The organism is Acidovorax sp. (genome assembly GCF_016783915.1).
Taxonomy (GTDB): Bacteria; Pseudomonadota; Gammaproteobacteria; order Burkholderiales; family Burkholderiaceae_C; genus Acidovorax.
Window position 1 is genome coordinate 21,594 of record NZ_JADHVT010000032.1, and the last position, 18,622, is coordinate 40,215.

Below are 18,622 nucleotides of genomic sequence, written 5' to 3' on the forward strand. Positions count from 1 at the left end.
CGGTCACCACAGCGGCACCAGCCGCTGTGGTGTGGCAGCCATGGCTGCCAAAAAGAGGGTGACGGAACGCCAGCTTTCACCCTAAAGTGCAGCGCATGGACACCCTGCGCGACAGCCCGCAAGACCCGCCGCCGTCCGCTGTGCTTCGCGGTACGGGCGCTGCTTCGGTGGGCCAAGGCGGCCACCTGCCATGGTGGCGCCGCATCACCATCCCCTTTGAGGTCCTGATCGCCACCGTGGTGGTCACCGCCATGCTGTTGTTGACAGCGTTGCTGGTGTACCAGGTCAGCACCAGCGCACGCCAGGCCATCATTGCGGCGTCTGACGAGAGTGCGCAGCGCATCAGCCAGCTCATTGCCGAACGGGTGCATCGCATCGTGGACCCGGCCGATGCCACCATCCGCCTGCTGGCGTTCGACCCGGTGGCCTCTGCGTCCACCCTGCCAGCGCGGCTGCGGCGCCTGCCTGTACTGGCGCGGCTGCTGGAGCAGAACCCGCTGCTGTCGGCGGTGTTCATCGGTTACCCGGACGGACAGTTTTTGCTGGTGCGACCGGTGCGAAACGAGGCCTTGCGGGTGCGGCTGGATGCACCGCCCAAAACGGCGTACCTGGTGCAGTCCATGGCGCGCGAGCGCGGCGTGGCGGGCATGGTGGGGCGCTGGAGTTATTACGACGCGGACCTGCGGCTGATCGACTCGGCCGTGCGCCCGGAATACCGCTACGACCCCCGCACCCGCCCCTGGTACGCCGAGGCGCTGGAGCAGAACACCCAGATCCTCACGGCACCCTATGTGTTCTTCACCACGCAGGAGGTGGGCATCACGCTGAGCCAGCCCAGCGAGGACGGGCGTGCGGTGATTGGCCTGGACGTGGCCCTGACCGACCTGGGGCATGAGATCAGTGGCCTGCGCCTGATGCCCCGCACCGAGATCGCGGTGGTGGACAAAGACCGCCGCGTACTGGCCTATCCCGACATGTCGCGCGTGCTACTGCGTGATGGCAACACGCCGGGCCTGCGGCTGCGTGCCCTGGACGATCTGGGTGTGCCCAGCCTGCATGCGCTGCAGGCGCTGGGCCTGAAAGATGGTGAGTCACGCCGTCTGCAGGCCGACGGCGAGGAATGGCTGGGCCGTTCGCTGCCGCTGGCATCGATGCGCTGGCAGGGGCTGCAGATCCTGATGGCGATTCCTACCAAAGAGCTGCTGGCCGACGTGAATAACAACCTGCGCCAGCAGGTGTGGCTGTCGGTGTCGCTCATCGGTCTGATGCTGCCGTTGGGCTGGCTGGCTGGCCGGCGCGTGGGGCGCAGTCTGTTTGGGCTGGCGTTGCAGGCCAGGGCGCTGGCGCGGTTTGATTTCCGGCGGCCCGAACGGCGGGTGTCGCCGGTGCGCGAGGTGCGCGACCTGGGGCAAGTGATGGACCGCATGTCCGACACCATCCAGGAGTTCTTGCACATCACCCACCACATCAGCGCCGAGTCGCGCACCGACCTGATGCTGTCGAGTGTGCTGTACGAGCTGGTGCGCGCCACCAGTTGCACCGGCGGTGCGGTGTACCTGGTGGACCCGCAACGCACCGGCTTGCTGCGCGCGGCCCGCCATTGCGAAGACCCGGAGCAGCAGTCGCGCTACCCCGAGCACCTGGCCATGGTGCATTTCATCAACCATACCGAGCCCCAACCCGGCGACCAGCACGAAGACGACGACGATACCGAGCCCGCGCGCGTGCTGCGCGTGCAGCTGCGCACCCGTGACGGGCAGCCCCTGGGCCTGCTGGTGCTGCGCTACATCGCGGACCAGACGCAGGACGACGCGCATTTCCGGGCGTTTGTCGAGAAGTTGTCGGGCACGCTGTCGGTAGCCATCGAGACGCGCAGCCTGATCGAAGGCCAGAAGAAGCTGCTCGATGCTGTCATCCGCCTGCTGGCCGACGCGATCGACGCCAAGAGCCCCTACACCGGTGGCCATTGCGAGCGTGTGCCGGAGCTGGCCGAGGCGCTGATGGACCGCATGTGTGCGGCCAAGGACGGTCCGTTTGCCCAGGTGGCCATGACCGATGCCGAGCGCTACGAATTCCGCCTGGGGGCTTGGCTGCATGACTGCGGCAAGGTCACCAGCCCCGAGCACATCATCGACAAGGCCACCAAGCTGGAAACGCTCTACAACCGCATTCATGAGGTGCGCATGCGCTTTGAGGTGTTGTGGCGGGACGCAGAGCTGGACTACTGGAAGCAGCATGTGTCGGGCGTGGACCCGGTGCGCCTGCAGCGCGAGCTGCTGCAACGGCGCGAACAACTGCAGGACGACTTTGCCTTTGTAGCCCGCTGCAATGTGGGGGGTGAGTTCATGGCCGAGGCGGACATCGCCCGCCTCAAGGCCATTGGCCGCCAGATCTGGCAGCGGCATTTTGACGACCGGCTGGGCCTGTCGGCGGCCGAGATGCTGCGGCTTTCGACCGTGCCGGTGCGCCCCTTGCCCGCCAACGAGCCGCTGCTGGCCGACCGGCCGGAGCACATCGTGCCCTGGGGCGCCCGCAAGCCGCCGGTGGAGGCGGGCAACCCCGCCAACCGCTGGGGCTTCGACATGGTGCTGCCGCCGTACGAGGCGCACCTGGGTGAACTGCACAACCTGTCCATCCAAAGGGGTACGCTCACTGCCGAAGACCGCTTCAAGATCAACGACCACATCGTGCAGACCATCATCATGCTCAGCGGTCTGCCGTTTCCGCCGCACCTGGCGCGCGTGCCGTCGATTGCCGGGTCCCACCATGAAAAGCTGGACGGCACCGGCTACCCCCGGCGCCTGAAGGCGCCAGAGCTGACGCTGGCCGACCGTGTGATGACCCTGGCCGATATCTTTGAGGCGCTGACTGCGGCAGACCGGCCCTACAAGCCACCCAAGACCTTGTCCGAGTCGCTCAAGATCATGACCAACATGGTGCGCGAGCGGCACATCGATACCGAGGTGTTCCGCTTCTTCCTGAGCAGCGGCGTGTGGCGCGACTACGCAGAGCGCTTTCTGACGCCTGCGCAGCGCGACGAGGTCAATGTGGGGGCCATTCTGGCGTCGCTGGGCTGAGAGGGGAAAGGCGCCCTACGGTGGACGATGGGGCAATGACTTCTTGCGCGGGCCAGCCTTTTTGCAGCGGACAGCAGACCATATGCCCATGGGGCCCGGCCCGGTCAGAACAGCTCGACGTCGTCGTTGGCGACCTTGGTCGCCAGTTGACCGCTGGCCACCAGATCGTCATAGAAACAAACCTGGTTGCGGCCATGTTCCTTGGCGTAGTAAAGCGCCTGGTCGGCCTGGCCCAGAATCTCTACGGGCGAGCCGCGCGTGGTGCTCACAAAGCCCAGGCTCACCGTGACCTGGCCCACCTGCGGGAAGTGGTACTCCTGCACGGCCAGCCGGAAGCGGTTGAACACCTTGTGGGCGGTGCTCAGCGTGGTGGAGCGCAGCAGCACCACAAACTCTTCGCCGCCAAAGCGGAAGATGCGGTCATGGCTGCGGAAAGAGCTGCGCAGGATGTTGGCGATCAGGATCAGCACCTCGTCGCCATACAGGTGGCCGAACCGGTCGTTGACCTGCTTGAAGTGGTCGATGTCCACCACCGCCAGCCATTGCTGCAGGGGCTCGTTGTCGCTGGCCACTGCGGTTTCCTCGGCCGCAAAGGACTCGGTAACGGCGCCCTTACGGCTGGCCAGCCCGCTCATGGTGTAGCGGGAGAACTGCTCGTCAAACGTCTTGCGGTTGAACAGGCCAGTGAGCGCATCGCGCTCGCTGTAGTCGAGCAGGCTCTGGTAGTTCTGGTACACCTGAAACACGCCCATGAGCACGTCAAGCTTGTGGGCCGAGAACGGGCGCGACTGGGTGATCTCCAGGCAGGTACTGACCTTGTCGTGCATCCACACCGGCAGCCAGAGCACATGGCGGCCCCGGCGGGGCGAGGCCAGGGCGCTTTCGCCACGGCTGTCCACGCAGTCCCGCAGCGCGGGGTATTGGTCCAGCGGCTCGCGGCGGGGGTCTGCGGCGGCTTCGGAGTCGGTGGACACGAGCTGGCCGTTGTCCACCCAGGTACGGGGCCGCACATGGGGCACGCCACCGTCCGTGAACAGCTCCAGGGCCCGCACCTCGATGATGCTGCTGAGCTTTTGCAGCGTGGACAGCACCGACACCTCGAGCCGCAGGTGGTCGCGGTGGCCAGTCATCTCCACCAGGTTTTGCAGGATGGGTTTCATAGGCGGTGTGGTGCGGGCCGATCGGGGCATGTCGTGGGGTCAGTTACGGCGCACAAACACCACGTCCCACACCCCATGGCCCAGTCGCAGCCCACGGTTTTCGAATTTGGTCAGCGGGCGGTAGTCGGGTTGCGGTGCAAAGCCGTCTGCGGTGTTTTGCAGCAGGGGGTCGGCGCTCAGCACCTGCAGCATTTGCTCGGCGTAGGGCTGCCAGTCGGTGGCGCAATGCAGGTAGCCGCCGGGCTTGAGGCGTGCAGCCAGCTTGGCCACCAGCGGGGGCTGGATCAGGCGGCGCTTGTTGTGCTTTTTCTTGTGCCAGGGGTCGGGGAAGAAGATGTGCACACCGTCAAGAACGCCGGGCGGCAGCATGTGGTCGATCACCTCCACAGCGTCGTGCTGCAGGATGCGGATGTTGGTCAGCTCTTGCTCGCCAATGCGCTTGAGCAGGGCACCCACGCCGGGCTCATGCACCTCGCAGCACAGGAAGTTGTCATCAGGCCGCACGCGGGCGATATGGGCCGTGGCCTCGCCCATGCCAAAGCCGATCTCCAGCACCAGCGGGGCGCTGCGGCCAAAGGCGGTGGTGGCGTCCAGCGGGGCGGGGGTGTAGGGCAGCACAAAACGCGGGCCGAAGTCCTCAAAGGCCTTGGCCTGGCCCGTGGTGGTGCGGCCGGCGCGGCGCACAAAGCTCTTGATGGTTTTGGGGTGGGTCACACCGGCGGGGGCAGAGCCCTGTACGGCGGGCGCTGTGGGGGCGGCGGCTGCGGCAGGCGCAGCACTGGCGGGGGCGGAAGCTGTGGTCAATTCGGTCACGGTGGGCCATTGTAGTTTCGTCGCCACGCCACCACCCACTGTGCCAGTGCGTCGGGTACGCAAATGTTGTGCAGATTTGCCACAGCGGGCAGGCCCAGTGCCAGCGCAGCGTGCGACAGGGCCACCAACGGGTTCTGCAGTTCCAGCGCCTGCGCGCCGTTTTGTTTGGAGAGTTTTTCGCCGTTGTCCCCGCACACCAGGGGGGTGTGCAGGTAGCGCGGTGTGGGCACCCCCAGGGCCTGCTGCAGCAGGATCTGGCGGGGCGTGTTGTCGGCCAAGTCCTCGCCCCGGACCACATCGGTGATGCCCTGGTCGGCGTCGTCCACCACCACGGCCAGCTGATAGGCCCACAGCCCGTCTGCGCGGCGCAGCACAAAGTCGCCCACGGCGGTCGCAACCTGTTGCTGCTGGCGGCCCAGGCGGCGGTCGTGCCACTGCAGAAGCCCATCTGCTATTGAATATGTAGCACCCCAGGCATGATCCACTAGCGCTATCGGCTGTTTTTGCTTGAAGTCTGTCACATTGAAGCGCCAGGAGCGCCCTGTGCGGCCATGCAGCCCATGGCGGCAGGTCCCGGGATAGGGCAGTGCGGCATGGCGTTCACGCGCATGGCCCTGCGCGGCATGGGCGTCTTCGACGTCCTTGCGTGAACAGGCGCAGGGATAGGCATCGCCCTGCGCCACCAGCTGGTCCAGGGCATGCTGGTACAGCCCGCTGCGCGCAGACTGCCACTGGGGCGGGGCATCGGGGTGCAGACCACAGGCGGCCAGCTGCTGCAGGATGAAGGTGTCAGCCCCCGGCACGCAGCGGGGCTGATCTACATCTTCAATGCGCACCAGCCAACGCCCGTCATGTGCGCGTGCGTCCAGCCAGCTGGCCAGCGCCGCAACCAAAGAGCCCGCATGCAGCGGGCCTGTGGGGGAGGGGGCGAATCTCCCGACATATGGCCCCACAGAGCGCCCTGAAGAGCGCTCTTCAGGGCGCGGCGTTGCGCCCACGCCCCCCGTCATGCCACGGCAAGTGCCAGTTCCAGGCCCGACACAAACGCGTCTTCGAGCCGGTGCCCCAGGCACCAGTCTCCGCATGCGCCCAGCCCGGCCTTGGCGTCCCACAGGTGGCTCTTGCCCAGTGGGTGGGTGGTCTGCGCATAGCGCCAGCGGCGGGTGTCGGCATGCGCGGGCTCGGCCCGGATGCCGGTGACCTCGGCAAATGCCTTGAGCAGCTTGGCCTGCACGCGGGCTTCGTCGTCTTCGAGGTGTTCTGCCGACCAGGCGGGGCTGGCCTGCACCGTCCAGCGCTCCACCACGTTGCGGCCCGGCTTGGACGACTCGCGCGCCAGCCAGGCAATGCGGTGGTGGGTGCTGCGCGCGGCGTTCCATTGCGGGCCCAGTGTGGTCAGGCCCGGGCGCACGGCCTGGGGGTAGGCCAGCATCAGGGTCCAGCAGGGCGCGATGGCGACCTTGGACATGGCATCGGCCAGCGGGGAGTCGAGCCCAGAGCCGGAAATCAGGGCCTGCGCAGGCACGGAGGGCTGGGCCAGCAGCACGGCATCGAAGCCTGCGTACACATGTTGCTCGCCGCCAGCGCCTTCGGTGCGCAGTTGCCAGCCCGGCGCGTTCACGGCGTCGGGTTCGATGCGGGTGACGCGGGTGTGGGTGATGAGCTGACCTGCCTGAACCAGGGGGTCGGCCCAGGTGGTGACCAGCGACTGCATGCCCGGGCTGGCCACCCAATGGGCCTCGCGGTGGGGCAGGCCCACAGCGGCCACGCGGCCTGCGGCGTCCAGCACCTGGACGGAGTTGGCGCTCCAGCGTTTGCAGATGCCGGGCACGGTGTCGATGGCGCGGGCAAAACGCGGGTCGCGCACCGTGAAGTACTGGGCGCCGGCATCAAAGTTGCCAAAGGGGCTGTCGATGGTGGCGGTGCGGCCGCCGGCCTGGTTCGATTTCTCGAACACCGTCACGCGGTGACCGGCCTGCACCAGGGTGCGGGCGCAGGCAATGCCGGCCATGCCAGCGCCAATGATGGCGAAGTGGCGCTGGGGTTTGCCGGAGGAGGTGGTGGGCGCTGCAGGGGCTGCGGGTTCGGGGGCGCTGGTGCGTCGGAGCCGTTTGGCGGGGAGAGGATCAGGTTTGCTCATGGGAGGCCTTTCGGTGACGGTCGGCAAAAGAAATGCGATGCAAAACCAACAGCAACCACTCTACACGTGGTGCTGGCCTGTGCGCGCTTGATCAGGGTCACAAATGATGGTGGTTTTCCAGCAGAGCACGGCGTGTGGCGGGACTTTGCAGCTGGTTCAGCCACCACTGCAGCGCACGGCCGGGTGCAGTGAAGCCAGGGCCACCCCAGGCGTAGTGCACGCGCACGTTGCGTTCGGGCCGGGTCACACGGCGCGTCACCAGGCGCCCGGCCTCCAGGTAGGGGCGCACCATGGGTTCGGGCAGAAAGCCGCCGCCCAGTCCGCGCAACTGCACGCGCACCTTGGCCTGCATGGTGTCCACCGTCAGCACGTCCTGCCCGCCCAACAGCCCCATGGTGGCACCGCCGCGCGTGGCCGAATCGGCCACGGCCACGGCGCGGTGTTCGAGCAGCGTGGCGTCGGAGATGGGTTCGGGGGCCGTGGCCAGCGGGTGGTGGGGCGCCACCACGTAGATGAAGAGCACATCGCCCAGCGTGCCCTGCTGCAGGCCCGCCACGTTGTTGCCCGCCACCGATACCCCAATGGCCAGATCTGCCCGGCCGGACGTCAGCGCCTCGAGCGTGCCGGTCATGATGCCGTCGCGCAGCTTCAGGCGCGTGGGGGGCTTCATGGCGTAGAACGCGTCCACAAGCTCGAGCATGGTGTGCGGCGAGATGATGCCGTCGATGGAGAGCGTGAGCTGCGGCTCCCAGCCTGTGGCCACGCGGCGTACGCGGTGGGCCACGGCATCGACGTCCTGCAGCAGGCGCGCGCCTTCGCGCAGCAGCTCGACCCCAGCCTCGGTGGGACGGGCCTGGCGTGCGCTGCGGTCAAACAGCAGCACGTCCAGTGCATCTTCGATCTGGCGCACGCGGTAGGTGAGGGCGCTGGGCACCAGGCCCAGTTGCCGTGCGGCGGCGGCAAAGCTGCCTGCCTCGGCAATCACCTGCAGCATGGTCAGCGCATCGGGGGTGAGGACATCGCGGGCGTTTTGCATGGTGGTGCCATGTTAATTCAGATTATTTGAACAATGCCATCAATCCGCCTGTGCCCGTGGAGGTGGCTACGGTCCTACAGTCGAGTCTTGAAAGGAGCACTCACATGCTGACTGTTCGTAAATCGCAAGACCGGGGCCACGCCGACCATGGCTGGCTCAATTCCTTCCACAGCTTCTCGTTTGCCGGGTACTACGACCCTGCCCACATGGGCTTTGGCAACCTGCGCGTCATCAACGAAGACCGCATTGCGCCAGGCACGGGTTTTGGCACCCATGGCCACCGCGACATGGAAATCATCAGCTATGTGATGGCTGGTGAGCTGGCCCACAAAGACAGCATGGGCAACATCAAAGGCATTCCGCCCGGCGATGTGCAGCGCATGAGCGCAGGCACCGGCGTGCAGCACAGCGAGTTCAACCACGCTGAAGGCCAGACCACGCATTTCTTGCAGATCTGGATCGAGCCCAATGTGCGAGGCATTCCTCCCAGCTACGAGCAAAAGACCTTTGCCGAGGCTGAAAAGCGCGGCGCTTTGCGCCTGGTGGCCTCGCCTGATGGTGCCCAAGGGTCCGTAAAGATCCATGCCGATGCGGCGTTGTATGCGGGTTTGCTGGATGGTGACGAGTCCGTCACCTTGGTGCTGAACCCCGCCCGCAAGACCTATGTGCACCTGGTGCGCGGCTCGCTCAGCGCCAACGGCCAGGCGCTGTCGGGCGGTGATGCGCTGCTGATGGAAAAAGAAACCACCTTGTCGTTGACCCATGGCCACGATGCCGAGGTGCTGGTGTTTGACCTGGCCGCCTGATCGTTTACGTCGTACTCACTTTCACTCAGGAGTTCTTCACCATGTTCACATCCCTGCAAAACCCTTTGGCCCTGGCATCGCGCCTGCTGCTGGCCGCCCTGTTCCTGCCTGCGGGCATCAGCAAGCTCACCGGCTTTGCAGGCACGGTGGGCTACATCACGTCGGTGGGCATGCCCATGCCCACGGTGGCGGCGGCCATTGCGGCGGCTGTGGAAGTGCTGGGTAGCCTGGCGCTCATCTTTGGCATGGGTACCCGGTTTGCTGCGCTTGCATTGGCCTTCTTCACGCTGGTGGCCAGCTTCTTCTTTCACGCTTACTGGAGCCTGCCCGCCGACAAGCAGATGATGCAGCAGCTCATGTTCTTCAAGAACGTGGGCGTGACCGGTGGCCTGCTGGCCCTGGCAGCGTTCGGTGCCGGCGCCTGGAGTCTGGACGCACGCCGCTCGGGCCGTTGATCCCATCTGTGTGAAAAAGGGCCTGCAACCTGCAGGGGTGCGGGTTCTGGCATTCAATCTCGCAGTTGGTTGTAGTTCTGTTCTTAGTTCTTTCACCTGGTCTCGTTCCCTCATCGTTTCAACAGGAGTTATCTCATGGCACACATCGCAGTTGTTTACCACTCGGGTTATGGTCACACGCAACGCCTGGCGCAGGCCGTGGCCGAGGGCGCGGGCGCCCAGCTGGTCGCCATTGATGCAGAGGGCAACCTGCCCGAAGGCGGCTGGGAAACGCTGGCCGCTGCCAGCGCCATCATCTTTGGCTCGCCGACCTACATGGCGGGCCCCAGCTGGCAGTTCAAGAAGTTTGCCGACGCCTCTTCCAAGCCCTGGTTCAGCCAGGCCTGGAAGGACAAGCTGTTCGCAGGCTTCACCAACAGTGCCAGCACCAATGGCGACAAGCAGGTCACCCTGGACTACCTGTTCCACCTGGCCATGCAGCATGGCGGCGTGTGGGCGGGCACCGGCATGATGCCCGCCAACTCCAAAGCCGCTACGCGCAACGATGTGAACTGGATCGGATCCTTCAGCGGCGCCATGGCGCAGTCGCCATCCGATGCATCGGCCGCCGAGATGTTCCCTGGCGATCTGGAAACCGGCAAGCAGTTCGGCCAGCGCGTGGCGCAGATCGCTGCCAGGATGGGCGGCTGAAACTGGTAGGCTGGTGCCAATGTTGTGTTCAGCCACCCAGGAGATGCCCCATGAACCCACTTTGCCGCCTTGCACCCGCCACTGATGCCGTGGGGGTGCTGTCATGAGTGCGCCGCTGCGTCTTTCAGGCCATGCCAAGGACCTCGGAGGGGGCTTCACGGTGCGGCGCCTGCTGCCTGCGGTGCAGCGGCAGGCGGTGGGGCCTTTCCTGTTCTTTGACCACTTCGGCCCGGTCGCGGTACAGCCTGAGGCGGGCCACGATGTGCGGCCCCATCCGCACATTGGCCTGGCCACGGTGACCTACCTGTTCTCGGGTGCGATCATGCACCGCGACAGCCTGGGCTATGTGCAGCAGATCGAGCCTGGTGCCATCAACTGGATGACGGCGGGGCGAGGCATCGTGCACTCCGAGCGCCGCCCGGAAAGTCTGGCAAACCAGGCCTACGTGAACCATGGCATTCAGCTGTGGGCTGCGTTGCCAGTGGCCCACGAAGAAGCAGAACCTTCCTTTGTGCACACGCCTGCTGCCGCCATTCCGGAGGTTCAGGTGGATGGCTCCACGGTGCGGGTGCTGATCGGTGAGGCGTTTGGTCAGGCCTCGCCGGTGGCCACCTATTCGCGCACGTTGTACCTGGACGTGCAGTTGCCGCCAGGAGCCACGCTGGAGATCCCGGCGCTGGTGCCTGAGATCGCGGTGTACCCCGTCGATGCACCGTTGTCGCTGAACGGTGAGGAGGTGGCTGCGCACATCCTGGCCGTGGCAGTGCCCGGGCAGCCGCTGCATCTGACGGCGGGCCAGAGTGCCGTGCGCTTGATGGTGATAGGCGGCGAGCCCCTGGAGGCGCCGCGCCACATGTGGTGGAACTTTGTCTCCAGCCGCAAGGACCGCATCGTGCAGGCAGCCAGCGACTGGGAGGCCCAAGCGATGGGCCAGGTGCCGGGCGAGGTGGAGTGGATCCCCTTGCCAGAACACCGCTTCAAAGCATGATGATTGGAGCGAAAATGGGCTGTAGCGCTAGTAAATAAAGCGCTGAAAGCTCATTATTTGATAGCGGATTCGTCGATCGCGGTGGGCGTGTCGGTAGCAAGCCCGGTGTCCAGCACCCGGCGCTCGTCGAACACAAAACACCCGCCGTGGTAGTGCGCGCCGTCTGTCAGTTCAAAGTACTTCAGGATGCCGCCCTCCAGTTGGTAGACATGGGGCAGGCCTTCCTCGCGAATGAGGATGGCTGCCTTTTCGCAGCGGATGCCGCCCGTGCAGAAGCTCACCACCGTCTTGTCCCGCAGTTCGTTCTTGTGGGCGCGCAAGGCGGGCGGAAACTCGGTGAACTTGTCGATGCGCCAGTCGATGGCGTTGTCGAACGTGCCTTCGTCCACCTCGAAGGCGTTGCGGGTGTCGAGCGTGACCACCTCGCGGCCTTCGTCGTCGTGGCCCTGGTCCAGCCAGCGGCGCAGCGTGGCGGGGTCCACAGCCGGCGCGCGGCCTGCGGCGGGGCGGATGGTGGGGTGGTCCATGCGGATGATCTCGCGCTTGACCTTGACCAGCATCTTGCGAAACGGCACGGTCGCCGACCAGCTCTCCTTGGGCTCCAGATCAGCAAAGCGGGCATCGGCTCGGAGCTGCGCGACAAAGCCCCGCACTGCCTCTGCCGTCCCCGCCAGAAAGAAGTTGATGCCTTCCTCGGCCAGCAGGATGGTGCCTTTGAGCTGTGCGGCCACTGCACGTTCATGCAGCACATCGCGCAGCGCGGCAGCATCGGGCAGCGGCACGAACTTGTAGCAGGAGATGTTGAGGACGGTGTCGGTGGTGTTCACGGCAGTAAAAATGCACAAAGGCCCGCTGGCGGGCCTGTGGGTCACATTGGCCAGGTTGCGCCTGGGGCGCAGCCGGCGTGTTCAGGTCAGGCCGCAGGCGACAGCAGCGTGGACTCGATTTTGTTGGCCAGCTGGGCAATGGCCAATGCAGCCGGGCAGCCAGGGGTTTGCAACAGCAGCAACTGGCGGCGCATCACGGCGTCGCGCACCGAAGGGTCGGCCGGAATGTCGCCCATGTGGATCAAACGCATGGGGCGGCCGGATTCGGTGCTGACGAAACGGTCGAGCACCTGCTGAAGCTGGCTGGTGATGGCGCGGCCATCGCCCGGACGCGCCGCCTGGTTGATGACCATGCGCACATGCTGGCGTTTTTGCTGCATGGCCAGCACCTTGATGGCGGCATAGGCATCGGTGAGCGAAGTGGGCTCCGGTGTGGCCACGATCAGCACTTCGGAGGCCAGAGACACCGAAAACAGCACCACGTCGGAGATGCCGGCACCGGTGTCGAGCAGCACCACGTCGTAGCGCGGGGTGAGGGCCTGGATCACGCTCAGGAACTGGTTGCGTACCTCGGGCGTCAGCCGCGAATACTCCACCATGCCCGAACCGGCCAGCAGCACGTCAAAACCACCGGGGGCAGTGATGACGGCGTCATCCAGCGCGGCCTTGCCGGTGAACACATCGTGCAGGGTGATCTTGGGGTGCAGGTTCAGCACCACGTCCAGGTTGGCCAGGCCCAGGTCTGCGTCGAGCACCAGCACGCGCTGGCCTCGGCGGGTGAGGGCGGCGGCCAGGTTGGCCGATACAAAAGTCTTGCCGACACCGCCCTTGCCGCTGGTCACCGCAATGATGCGTGCTCCGGGGGCGGCAGAAGCCAGGGGTGTGACAGGGCCTGCAGGGGCCGCAGGCGTTGTAGGTTGGGGGGACAGCGCGTCGCTCATCATCTAACTTTCAGTAGGCGCTGCCTGTTGGGTTGGGGTCCGGTGGAGGCAGATCGCCCCAACCCGAGGGGGTGTAGAGCGGGCCAAACAACAGGCTTTTCTCTTCGGCACTGACGGTGCTGTCGGGTTGCTCCTCGATGCTGACGCGGTTGCGCCCCGACGCCTTGGCCTGGTAGAGCTGGTGATCGGCGCGGTCGGTCCACAGCAGAGTGGTGGAGCGGATCCATTGCATCGCAAAGGCGCCACCGACGCTCACCGTGATGTTCAGCTCTACGGTCGGGGAGATACGGATGGGCGTGTTGGCCACTGCACGGCGGATGCGTTCTGCCACCACCCGGCCAAAGGCGGCCTGGCAGGCAGGCAGCACCACGGCAAATTCCTCACCGCCGTAGCGTGCCAGGGTGTCCATGGGGCGCACACAGGCGCTGAGCGTCCGTGCCACGGACTGGAGCACCACATCACCAGCCAGGTGTCCGTGGGTGTCGTTCACCTTTTTGAAGTGGTCGATGTCCAGCATGAGCAGCAGTGCCGCTTCGCCCGAGCGCGTAACCCGGTCGATCTCGCGTTCCAGCACCGCGCGGAAATGTCTGCGGTTGGCCAGGCCAGTAAGGGGGTCTTTGAGCGACAGCTCGCACAGGCCATCAATGAGGCCCTGCAGGTACAGCGAAGGCACCTCGCGGTGCAGTGCTGTCTCGCTGCCACCGGCCTGAGCCACCAGCGCGTGGGCAGTATCCAGGCGAAGTTCGCGCAGATCTACCAGATGAGAGGCCGCAGAGTCAGACACAAATTGGAACAAAAAGAGTTGGATAAGTGTACCAGCGCGTCAGCAATAACAGGGCCAACGCGAGGCGAGAGCCCGGTAGGTGAAACCCGGCCTACACCCTGGCCACCGGCTCGGGAAGCTGCTGCAGTGCCGCCAAAGCCTCGGTGTCGGTGCGGTACATGGCCAGTCCGGGGCCCAACTTCAGCAGTCCGGCCTGGCGCAGCACCTGCTCTGCAGGCAGCTTCAGCCCGCTCAGATGCAATGTGCCGCCCCGCAGTTCCATTTGCGTCAGCAATTGGGCGAAAGTCTCCACGCCAGTCACATCGATGCGGTTGATGGGCTGCGCCAGCAGGCACAGGTGCACCACTTCGGGGTGGGCGGTCAGGTGCTCTGTGACGCGCCGCTCCAGGGCGCTGGCCGAGGCAAAGTCCAACTCCGCATCCATGCGCAACGCCAGCAGCCGGGGCGCCAGTGGCGGGAGCTGCCACAGATGCCGGTCGCGCAGGCTTCCGTCAGGGTTCAGGCCCACTTCAATGATGCGCGGGTGCAGTCGCTGGTAAAGAAAGTGGCTCAGGTTCATCAATAGGCCCACCAGAACACCCCAGTACATGCGCGGAGCCGTGGCCAGGGTCAGGGCAAAGGTCACGCCGCCGATCACGGCCTCCACCCGCGACACCCTCCACAGCCGCAGCAGAGTGCCCGGCTTGATGAGGCTGGTGACGGCCGTGACCACTACGGCCGCCAGCACCGACTGCGGGACGTGGTACAGCGCAGGCGTCAGCCACAGCAGCACAACCAGCACCAGGCTGATCGCAAACAGTGTGGCCCAGCCCGTCTTGGCACCGGCGTAGAGGTTGATGGCCGAGCGTGAAAACGACGCACTCGTGGCAAAACTGCCGCACAGGCCACTGCTGATCTTGGCCAGGCCCTGGCCAATGAGGTCCTGGTTTTCGTTCCACTGCTCTTTGGAGCGCTGGCTTTCCACCTTGGCGCTCGATGCGGTCTCCAGAAAACTCACCAGCGTCACTACCAGTACGGGCATGACCAGCGCGCTGAAGCTGGACCAGGGGAGGGTGCCTGGCCAGTAGGGCGCTGGCAAGCCCGATGGCAAGGCGCCCACCACCGCGCCACCTGCATCGGCATAACCCAGGGCCCAGCTCAACGCGCCCGCAGCACCCACCACCACGATGGCCGCCGGAAACTGGGGCAACACGCGGCGCGCCAGCATCAGCAGCGCAAGGCTGCCCAGGCCGAAGCCCGCTGCCGTCAGGTCAAACAGCCCCAGCGACGGCGTGGACAGCAAGGCGCCCCAGTCGGCTGCCCGCAGTCCGGTGAGTGCCCCCAGTTGCGACCCCAGGATCAGCAGCGCCGCCGCCTGCGTAAAACCATTGAGTACGGGCGAGGTCACGAGGTTGAGCAACCAGCCAAAGCGCGCCATGCCCATCACCATCTGCAGCAGACCGGACAGCAGGGCCATCCATGCCGCCAGGGCCACCCACTGCGCACTGCCTGGCTCGGCCAGGCCGGTTAGCGAGGCGCCGATCAGCAAACTGGTGAGCGCGGTGGGCCCCACCCCCAGCCGGGTGGATGAACTGAACAGCACGGCGACCAACGCCGGAATCAGCGACGCGTAGATGCCCGTGACCAGCGGCATGCCCGCCAGCGCCGCATAGGCCACGCCCTGGGGCACCAGCATCAGCCCCACCGTCATGCCCGCCCAGAACTCGCCTTTGAGCAGTTGTCGGTCAGGGCGGGGCCATTTCAAAAAAGGAAGCCAGCGGGCGAGCGAAGACACGGTCATGCCGCGATTGTCGCCCGCCCTGCAGGGACTGCGGCTAAGGGCCTGTTTACGATTTCGCTCCAACCCTTCGGGCAGTGGTCTTTGCGGGCTGTCTGCGGCGTTGCGGCGCTTGCCAATAGCGGGGCTATTGGCTGTGCACCGCGCCTTGCATCCCTTCCCGCAAAGACCGCTGCGCGACCCCTGGGAGATCGTAAACAGGCTCTAAGGCTGGCGCTGCCGTCCTACAAGCACTTCGGCGGTGTCCGACCCGCAAGGCGCGGCGCGCTGCCTACAGTTTGGCCATGTTTCAACCGCAAGGAGTCATTGCATGAATCCCAAGAATCTGATCGATCGTCCCGCCCATCGCGTTGCGAGCATCCTGGCCGTGAGCGCCCTTGCTCTGGGGCTGGCCGCCTGCAACAAGGCCGAGGAGCCCACAGTGGGCCAACGTCTGGACTCTGCCGTCGAAAAGACCGAGCAGGCCGCAGCCGACGCCCGTGTGAAGGCCGAAGGCGCGATGCAGAACGCTGAAACCAAGATGGAGCAGGGTGCGGCCAATGCTGAAGTCTCTGCCAAACAGGCCGCCAATACCGCCAAGGGCGTGATCGACGATGCCACCATCACCGCCCAGGTGAGTGCAGGCCTTGCCAAGGACCCCGATCTGAGCGCAGTGAAGATCAATGTGGACACCGTCAATGGCAAGGTCACACTGAATGGCCCCGCACCCTCCACGGTAGCCCGTGACCGTGCCGAGACCATCGCCAAGGGTGTGAGTGGCGTGACCTCGGTGAACAACCAGCTGGTCGTTACCGCTGGTTAATGCGGACCCGCAGGGCGCGCGGTGCATGCCGCCCACGCCCTGATGGCTGATACCTGCGCGCCGCCCGGGACTATTCGGGCGGCGCGCTACCATGGCTGGCATGAAAGACCACGACATTGATCTTGCCACCCACCTCGTTCACCATGACTACCTGCCTCCCGCCGGGTTTGTAGCCCCCCAACCGGGGATATTCAAGGCATCCACGGTCATCTTTCCCAATGTCGCGGCCATGCGATCGCGCGAGTGGAAGGACAAAAGCGGCTACACCTATGGGCTGCACGGCACGCCCACCACCTTCATCTTGGAGGAGCGCCTGTGTGCGTTGGAGGGAGGCCTTCAGTGTGTACTGGTGCCTAGTGGGCTGGCCGCCATTGCCAATGTGGGTTTGGCATTGCTCAAGCCGGGCGACGAGGTGCTGATCCCGGACAACGCCTACGGGCCCGGCAAGGACCTGGCCAACGGCGAACTCGCCCGGTTCGGCATCACCCATGTGTTTTACGACCCCTTGGATCCTTCCGACCTGGCCGCCCGCATCACACCAGCCACCCGTCTGGTCTGGCTGGAGGCACCGGGATCGGTGAGTATGGAGTTCCCCGACCTGTGCAAGCAGGTGCGCATCTGCCGTGATCGCGGCGTGACGACCGCGCTGGACAACACCTGGGGTGCGGGCCTGGCGTTTGCGCCGTTTGACCTCACGGGCGATGGCAGCCTTGGGGTGGATATCTCGGCCCATGCGCTTACCAAGTACCCCAGCGGTGGAGGTGATGTGCTCATGGGCAGCGTCATCACGCGCGACCCTGGCCTGCACATGAAGATCAAGCTCACGCACATGCGGCTGGGCCTCGGGGTGGGCGCCAACGACGCCGAAACGATCTTGCGCGCACTGCCTAGCATCGGCCTGCGCTACCGTGCCCATGATGACGCTGCCCGCCAGCTGGCGCGGTGGCTGCAACAGCAACCGGCCATTGCGCAGGTGTTGCACCCTGCACTGGAAGGCGCACCCGGCCATGCCCACTGGAAGGCCCTGTGTGGTGCCGCACAGGGCGGGCAGGGGCTTGCAGCCGGCCTGTTCAGCGTGATGATCGACGCCCGGTACACCCAGCAGCAGGTGGATGCGTTCTGCGATGGCTTGCGCTTGTTCAAGCTGGGTTACAGCTGGGGCGGCCCCATGAGTCTGGTCGTGCCTTACAACATTGCCAGCATGCGCAGTCGGCCGCCCGTCCATTTGAAGCCGGGCACGCTGGTGCGGTTTTCGATCGGCCTGGAGGCTGTGGAGGACCTGCGGCGCGACCTGCAACAGGCGATGGAACGCGCCTTCACCCCGGGCTGAGCCGCATCGGCCCGGATCCGGCGCTGCCCACTGCCGCTGGATTCGGCGCAGGATACGGGCTTTCCTCAGTGGCGCTGCAGCGGCAGCGGCCTTAGTGTGGCGTCATGACCGTGACCTCCTCCAAGCCCGTACCGGACCCACTCAATGCGCCCGGCACCTCGGAATCCCAACATGCCGAGGCGATTGCCGACCGCGTGAAGGCCCAGACTGCGCAGCCCGTGCAGCTGCAGCCGTTGCGCGTGGCCGACCCCTTCCGGTGGCTGCGGCGCGGCCTGGAGGATGTGCGCGCCGCGCCGGGCATTGCCTTGTTCTATGGCGTTTGCTTCTGGGTCATGGCGGGGGTGCTGGGCTGGGTGTTCCGCACGCGGCCTGAGTACACCATGTCGCTCGCCAGCGGCTGCCTGCTGGTGGGGCCGTTTTTGGCGATGGGGCTGTACGACACCAGCCGTAGGCGCGAGGCGGGCCTGAAGCCACAGTTGAGCGAATCCCTCACTTGCTGGGACAGCCATATGGGCAGCATGGGCATGCTGGTGCTGGTGCTGGTGGTGCTGGAGCTGCTGTGGGGCAGGGCGTCGCTGGTGGTGTTTGCCGTGTTCTTCAACACCGGCATGCCCTCAACCACCGGCGTGCTGCAGGCGGTGTTCAACCCGCAGAACTGGAGCTTTGTGGCGGTGTATGCGGTGGTGGGGGGTGTGTTTGCGGCGTTGGTGTTCTCCACCTCCGTGGTGTCCATTCCCATGATTCTGGACCGCGACACCGACGCGCTGACCGCTGGCATCACCAGCATGCGTGTGGTGATCGAAAACACCGCCGTGATGCTGCTGTGGGGGGCGTTGATCACCCTCATCGTGGCAGCTTCGCTGTGGTTCTGGGGGGTGGGCCTGGTGCTGGCGGGGCCTGTGCTGGGCTTTGCCAGTTGGCACGCGTACCGGGCCGCCGTCATCCCCCTGCAGCGTACCCCGGCAGGGGCCTGAAAACCCCGTCCTGTTACAGTGA

At 65.7% G+C, this 18,622-nt stretch carries 17 protein-coding genes; 8 read left to right on the top strand and 9 right to left on the bottom strand.

Going from position 1 to position 18,622, the window contains the following annotated elements:
* The first annotated feature begins 95 nt into the window (after positions 1–95).
* Entirely contained in the window at positions 96–3,077 is a 2,982-nt protein-coding gene (locus tag ISS20_RS08865; RefSeq protein ID WP_291435731.1) for an HD domain-containing phosphohydrolase, read from the top strand.
* Between the two features lie 104 nt (positions 3,078–3,181).
* Here the strand turns inward: ISS20_RS08865 and ISS20_RS08870 are convergent, their stop codons facing one another.
* From ISS20_RS08870 to ISS20_RS08890, 5 genes are all read right to left on the bottom strand, one after another.
* Complete coding sequence (locus ISS20_RS08870; RefSeq protein WP_146870790.1) at positions 3,182–4,237, bottom strand: GGDEF domain-containing protein; 1,056 nt, start codon at positions 4,235–4,237, stop codon at positions 3,182–3,184.
* A gap of 39 nt (positions 4,238–4,276) precedes the next feature.
* Entirely contained in the window at positions 4,277–5,050 is a 774-nt protein-coding gene (gene trmB, locus ISS20_RS08875; RefSeq protein WP_291435735.1) for a tRNA (guanosine(46)-N7)-methyltransferase TrmB, read from the bottom strand.
* On the bottom strand, positions 5,047–6,060 hold the full coding sequence (gluQRS, locus tag ISS20_RS08880) for a tRNA glutamyl-Q(34) synthetase GluQRS (protein ID WP_291435737.1): 1,014 nt from the start codon (positions 6,058–6,060) through the stop codon (positions 5,047–5,049). The genes trmB and gluQRS overlap by 4 nt, the downstream gene beginning before the upstream one ends.
* Positions 6,057–7,190: an FAD-dependent oxidoreductase gene (locus ISS20_RS08885; RefSeq protein WP_291435739.1), complete on the bottom strand. Its 1,134-nt coding sequence runs from the start codon at positions 7,188–7,190 to the stop codon at positions 6,057–6,059. The genes gluQRS and ISS20_RS08885 overlap by 4 nt, the downstream gene beginning before the upstream one ends.
* Before the next feature lie 97 nt (positions 7,191–7,287).
* Positions 7,288–8,226, bottom strand: a complete 939-nt coding sequence (locus ISS20_RS08890) for a LysR family transcriptional regulator (RefSeq protein WP_291435741.1) — start codon at positions 8,224–8,226, stop codon at positions 7,288–7,290.
* A gap of 104 nt (positions 8,227–8,330) precedes the next feature.
* On the opposite strand from ISS20_RS08890, the gene ISS20_RS08895 reads away from it, so the two are divergent.
* The 4 genes from ISS20_RS08895 to ISS20_RS08910 all read left to right on the top strand — a co-directional run bounded on the left by ISS20_RS08895 (position 8,331) and on the right by ISS20_RS08910 (position 11,165).
* Positions 8,331–9,032, top strand: coding sequence for a pirin family protein (locus tag ISS20_RS08895; RefSeq protein WP_291435743.1), 702 nt, complete (start codon positions 8,331–8,333; stop codon positions 9,030–9,032).
* Between the two features lie 41 nt (positions 9,033–9,073).
* A complete protein-coding gene (locus ISS20_RS08900; RefSeq protein ID WP_291435745.1) occupies positions 9,074–9,487 on the top strand; it encodes a DoxX family protein in 414 nt (137 codons plus the stop codon).
* A 135-nt stretch (positions 9,488–9,622) separates the two neighbouring features.
* On the top strand, positions 9,623–10,177 hold the full coding sequence (locus ISS20_RS08905) for a flavodoxin family protein (RefSeq protein WP_291435747.1): 555 nt from the start codon (positions 9,623–9,625) through the stop codon (positions 10,175–10,177).
* 103 nt (positions 10,178–10,280) lie between these two features.
* On the top strand, positions 10,281–11,165 hold the full coding sequence (locus ISS20_RS08910) for a pirin family protein (RefSeq protein WP_291435749.1): 885 nt from the start codon (positions 10,281–10,283) through the stop codon (positions 11,163–11,165).
* Between the two features lie 53 nt (positions 11,166–11,218).
* Here ISS20_RS08910 and ISS20_RS08915 read toward each other — a convergent pair whose 3' ends face one another.
* The 4 genes from ISS20_RS08915 to ISS20_RS08930 form a co-directional block, all read right to left on the bottom strand.
* Entirely contained in the window at positions 11,219–11,992 is a 774-nt protein-coding gene (locus ISS20_RS08915) for a sulfurtransferase (protein WP_291435751.1), read from the bottom strand.
* 86 nt (positions 11,993–12,078) lie between these two features.
* Positions 12,079–12,933, bottom strand: a complete 855-nt coding sequence (locus ISS20_RS08920) for a MinD/ParA family protein (RefSeq protein WP_291435753.1) — start codon at positions 12,931–12,933, stop codon at positions 12,079–12,081.
* Between the two features lie 10 nt (positions 12,934–12,943).
* Positions 12,944–13,717 carry a GGDEF domain-containing protein gene (locus ISS20_RS08925; RefSeq protein WP_291435755.1) on the bottom strand — a complete coding sequence of 258 codons (774 nt, stop codon included), beginning with the start codon at positions 13,715–13,717 and terminating at the stop codon, positions 12,944–12,946.
* A gap of 91 nt (positions 13,718–13,808) precedes the next feature.
* Positions 13,809–15,497, bottom strand: coding sequence for a SulP family inorganic anion transporter (locus ISS20_RS08930; protein ID WP_291435756.1), 1,689 nt, complete (start codon positions 15,495–15,497; stop codon positions 13,809–13,811).
* 307 nt (positions 15,498–15,804) lie between these two features.
* On the opposite strand from ISS20_RS08930, the gene ISS20_RS08935 reads away from it, so the two are divergent.
* The 3 genes from ISS20_RS08935 to ISS20_RS08945 all read left to right on the top strand — a co-directional run bounded on the left by ISS20_RS08935 (position 15,805) and on the right by ISS20_RS08945 (position 18,600).
* The gene (locus ISS20_RS08935; protein ID WP_291435758.1) at positions 15,805–16,296 is read left to right on the top strand and encodes a BON domain-containing protein; all 492 of its coding nucleotides are present in this window, start codon (positions 15,805–15,807) and stop codon (positions 16,294–16,296) included.
* A gap of 91 nt (positions 16,297–16,387) precedes the next feature.
* Positions 16,388–17,626: a PLP-dependent transferase gene (locus ISS20_RS08940; protein ID WP_291435760.1), complete on the top strand. Its 1,239-nt coding sequence runs from the start codon at positions 16,388–16,390 to the stop codon at positions 17,624–17,626.
* Between the two features lie 104 nt (positions 17,627–17,730).
* Complete coding sequence (locus ISS20_RS08945) at positions 17,731–18,600, top strand: DUF2189 domain-containing protein (RefSeq protein ID WP_291435763.1); 870 nt, start codon at positions 17,731–17,733, stop codon at positions 18,598–18,600.
* Positions 18,601–18,622 lie beyond the last annotated feature (22 nt).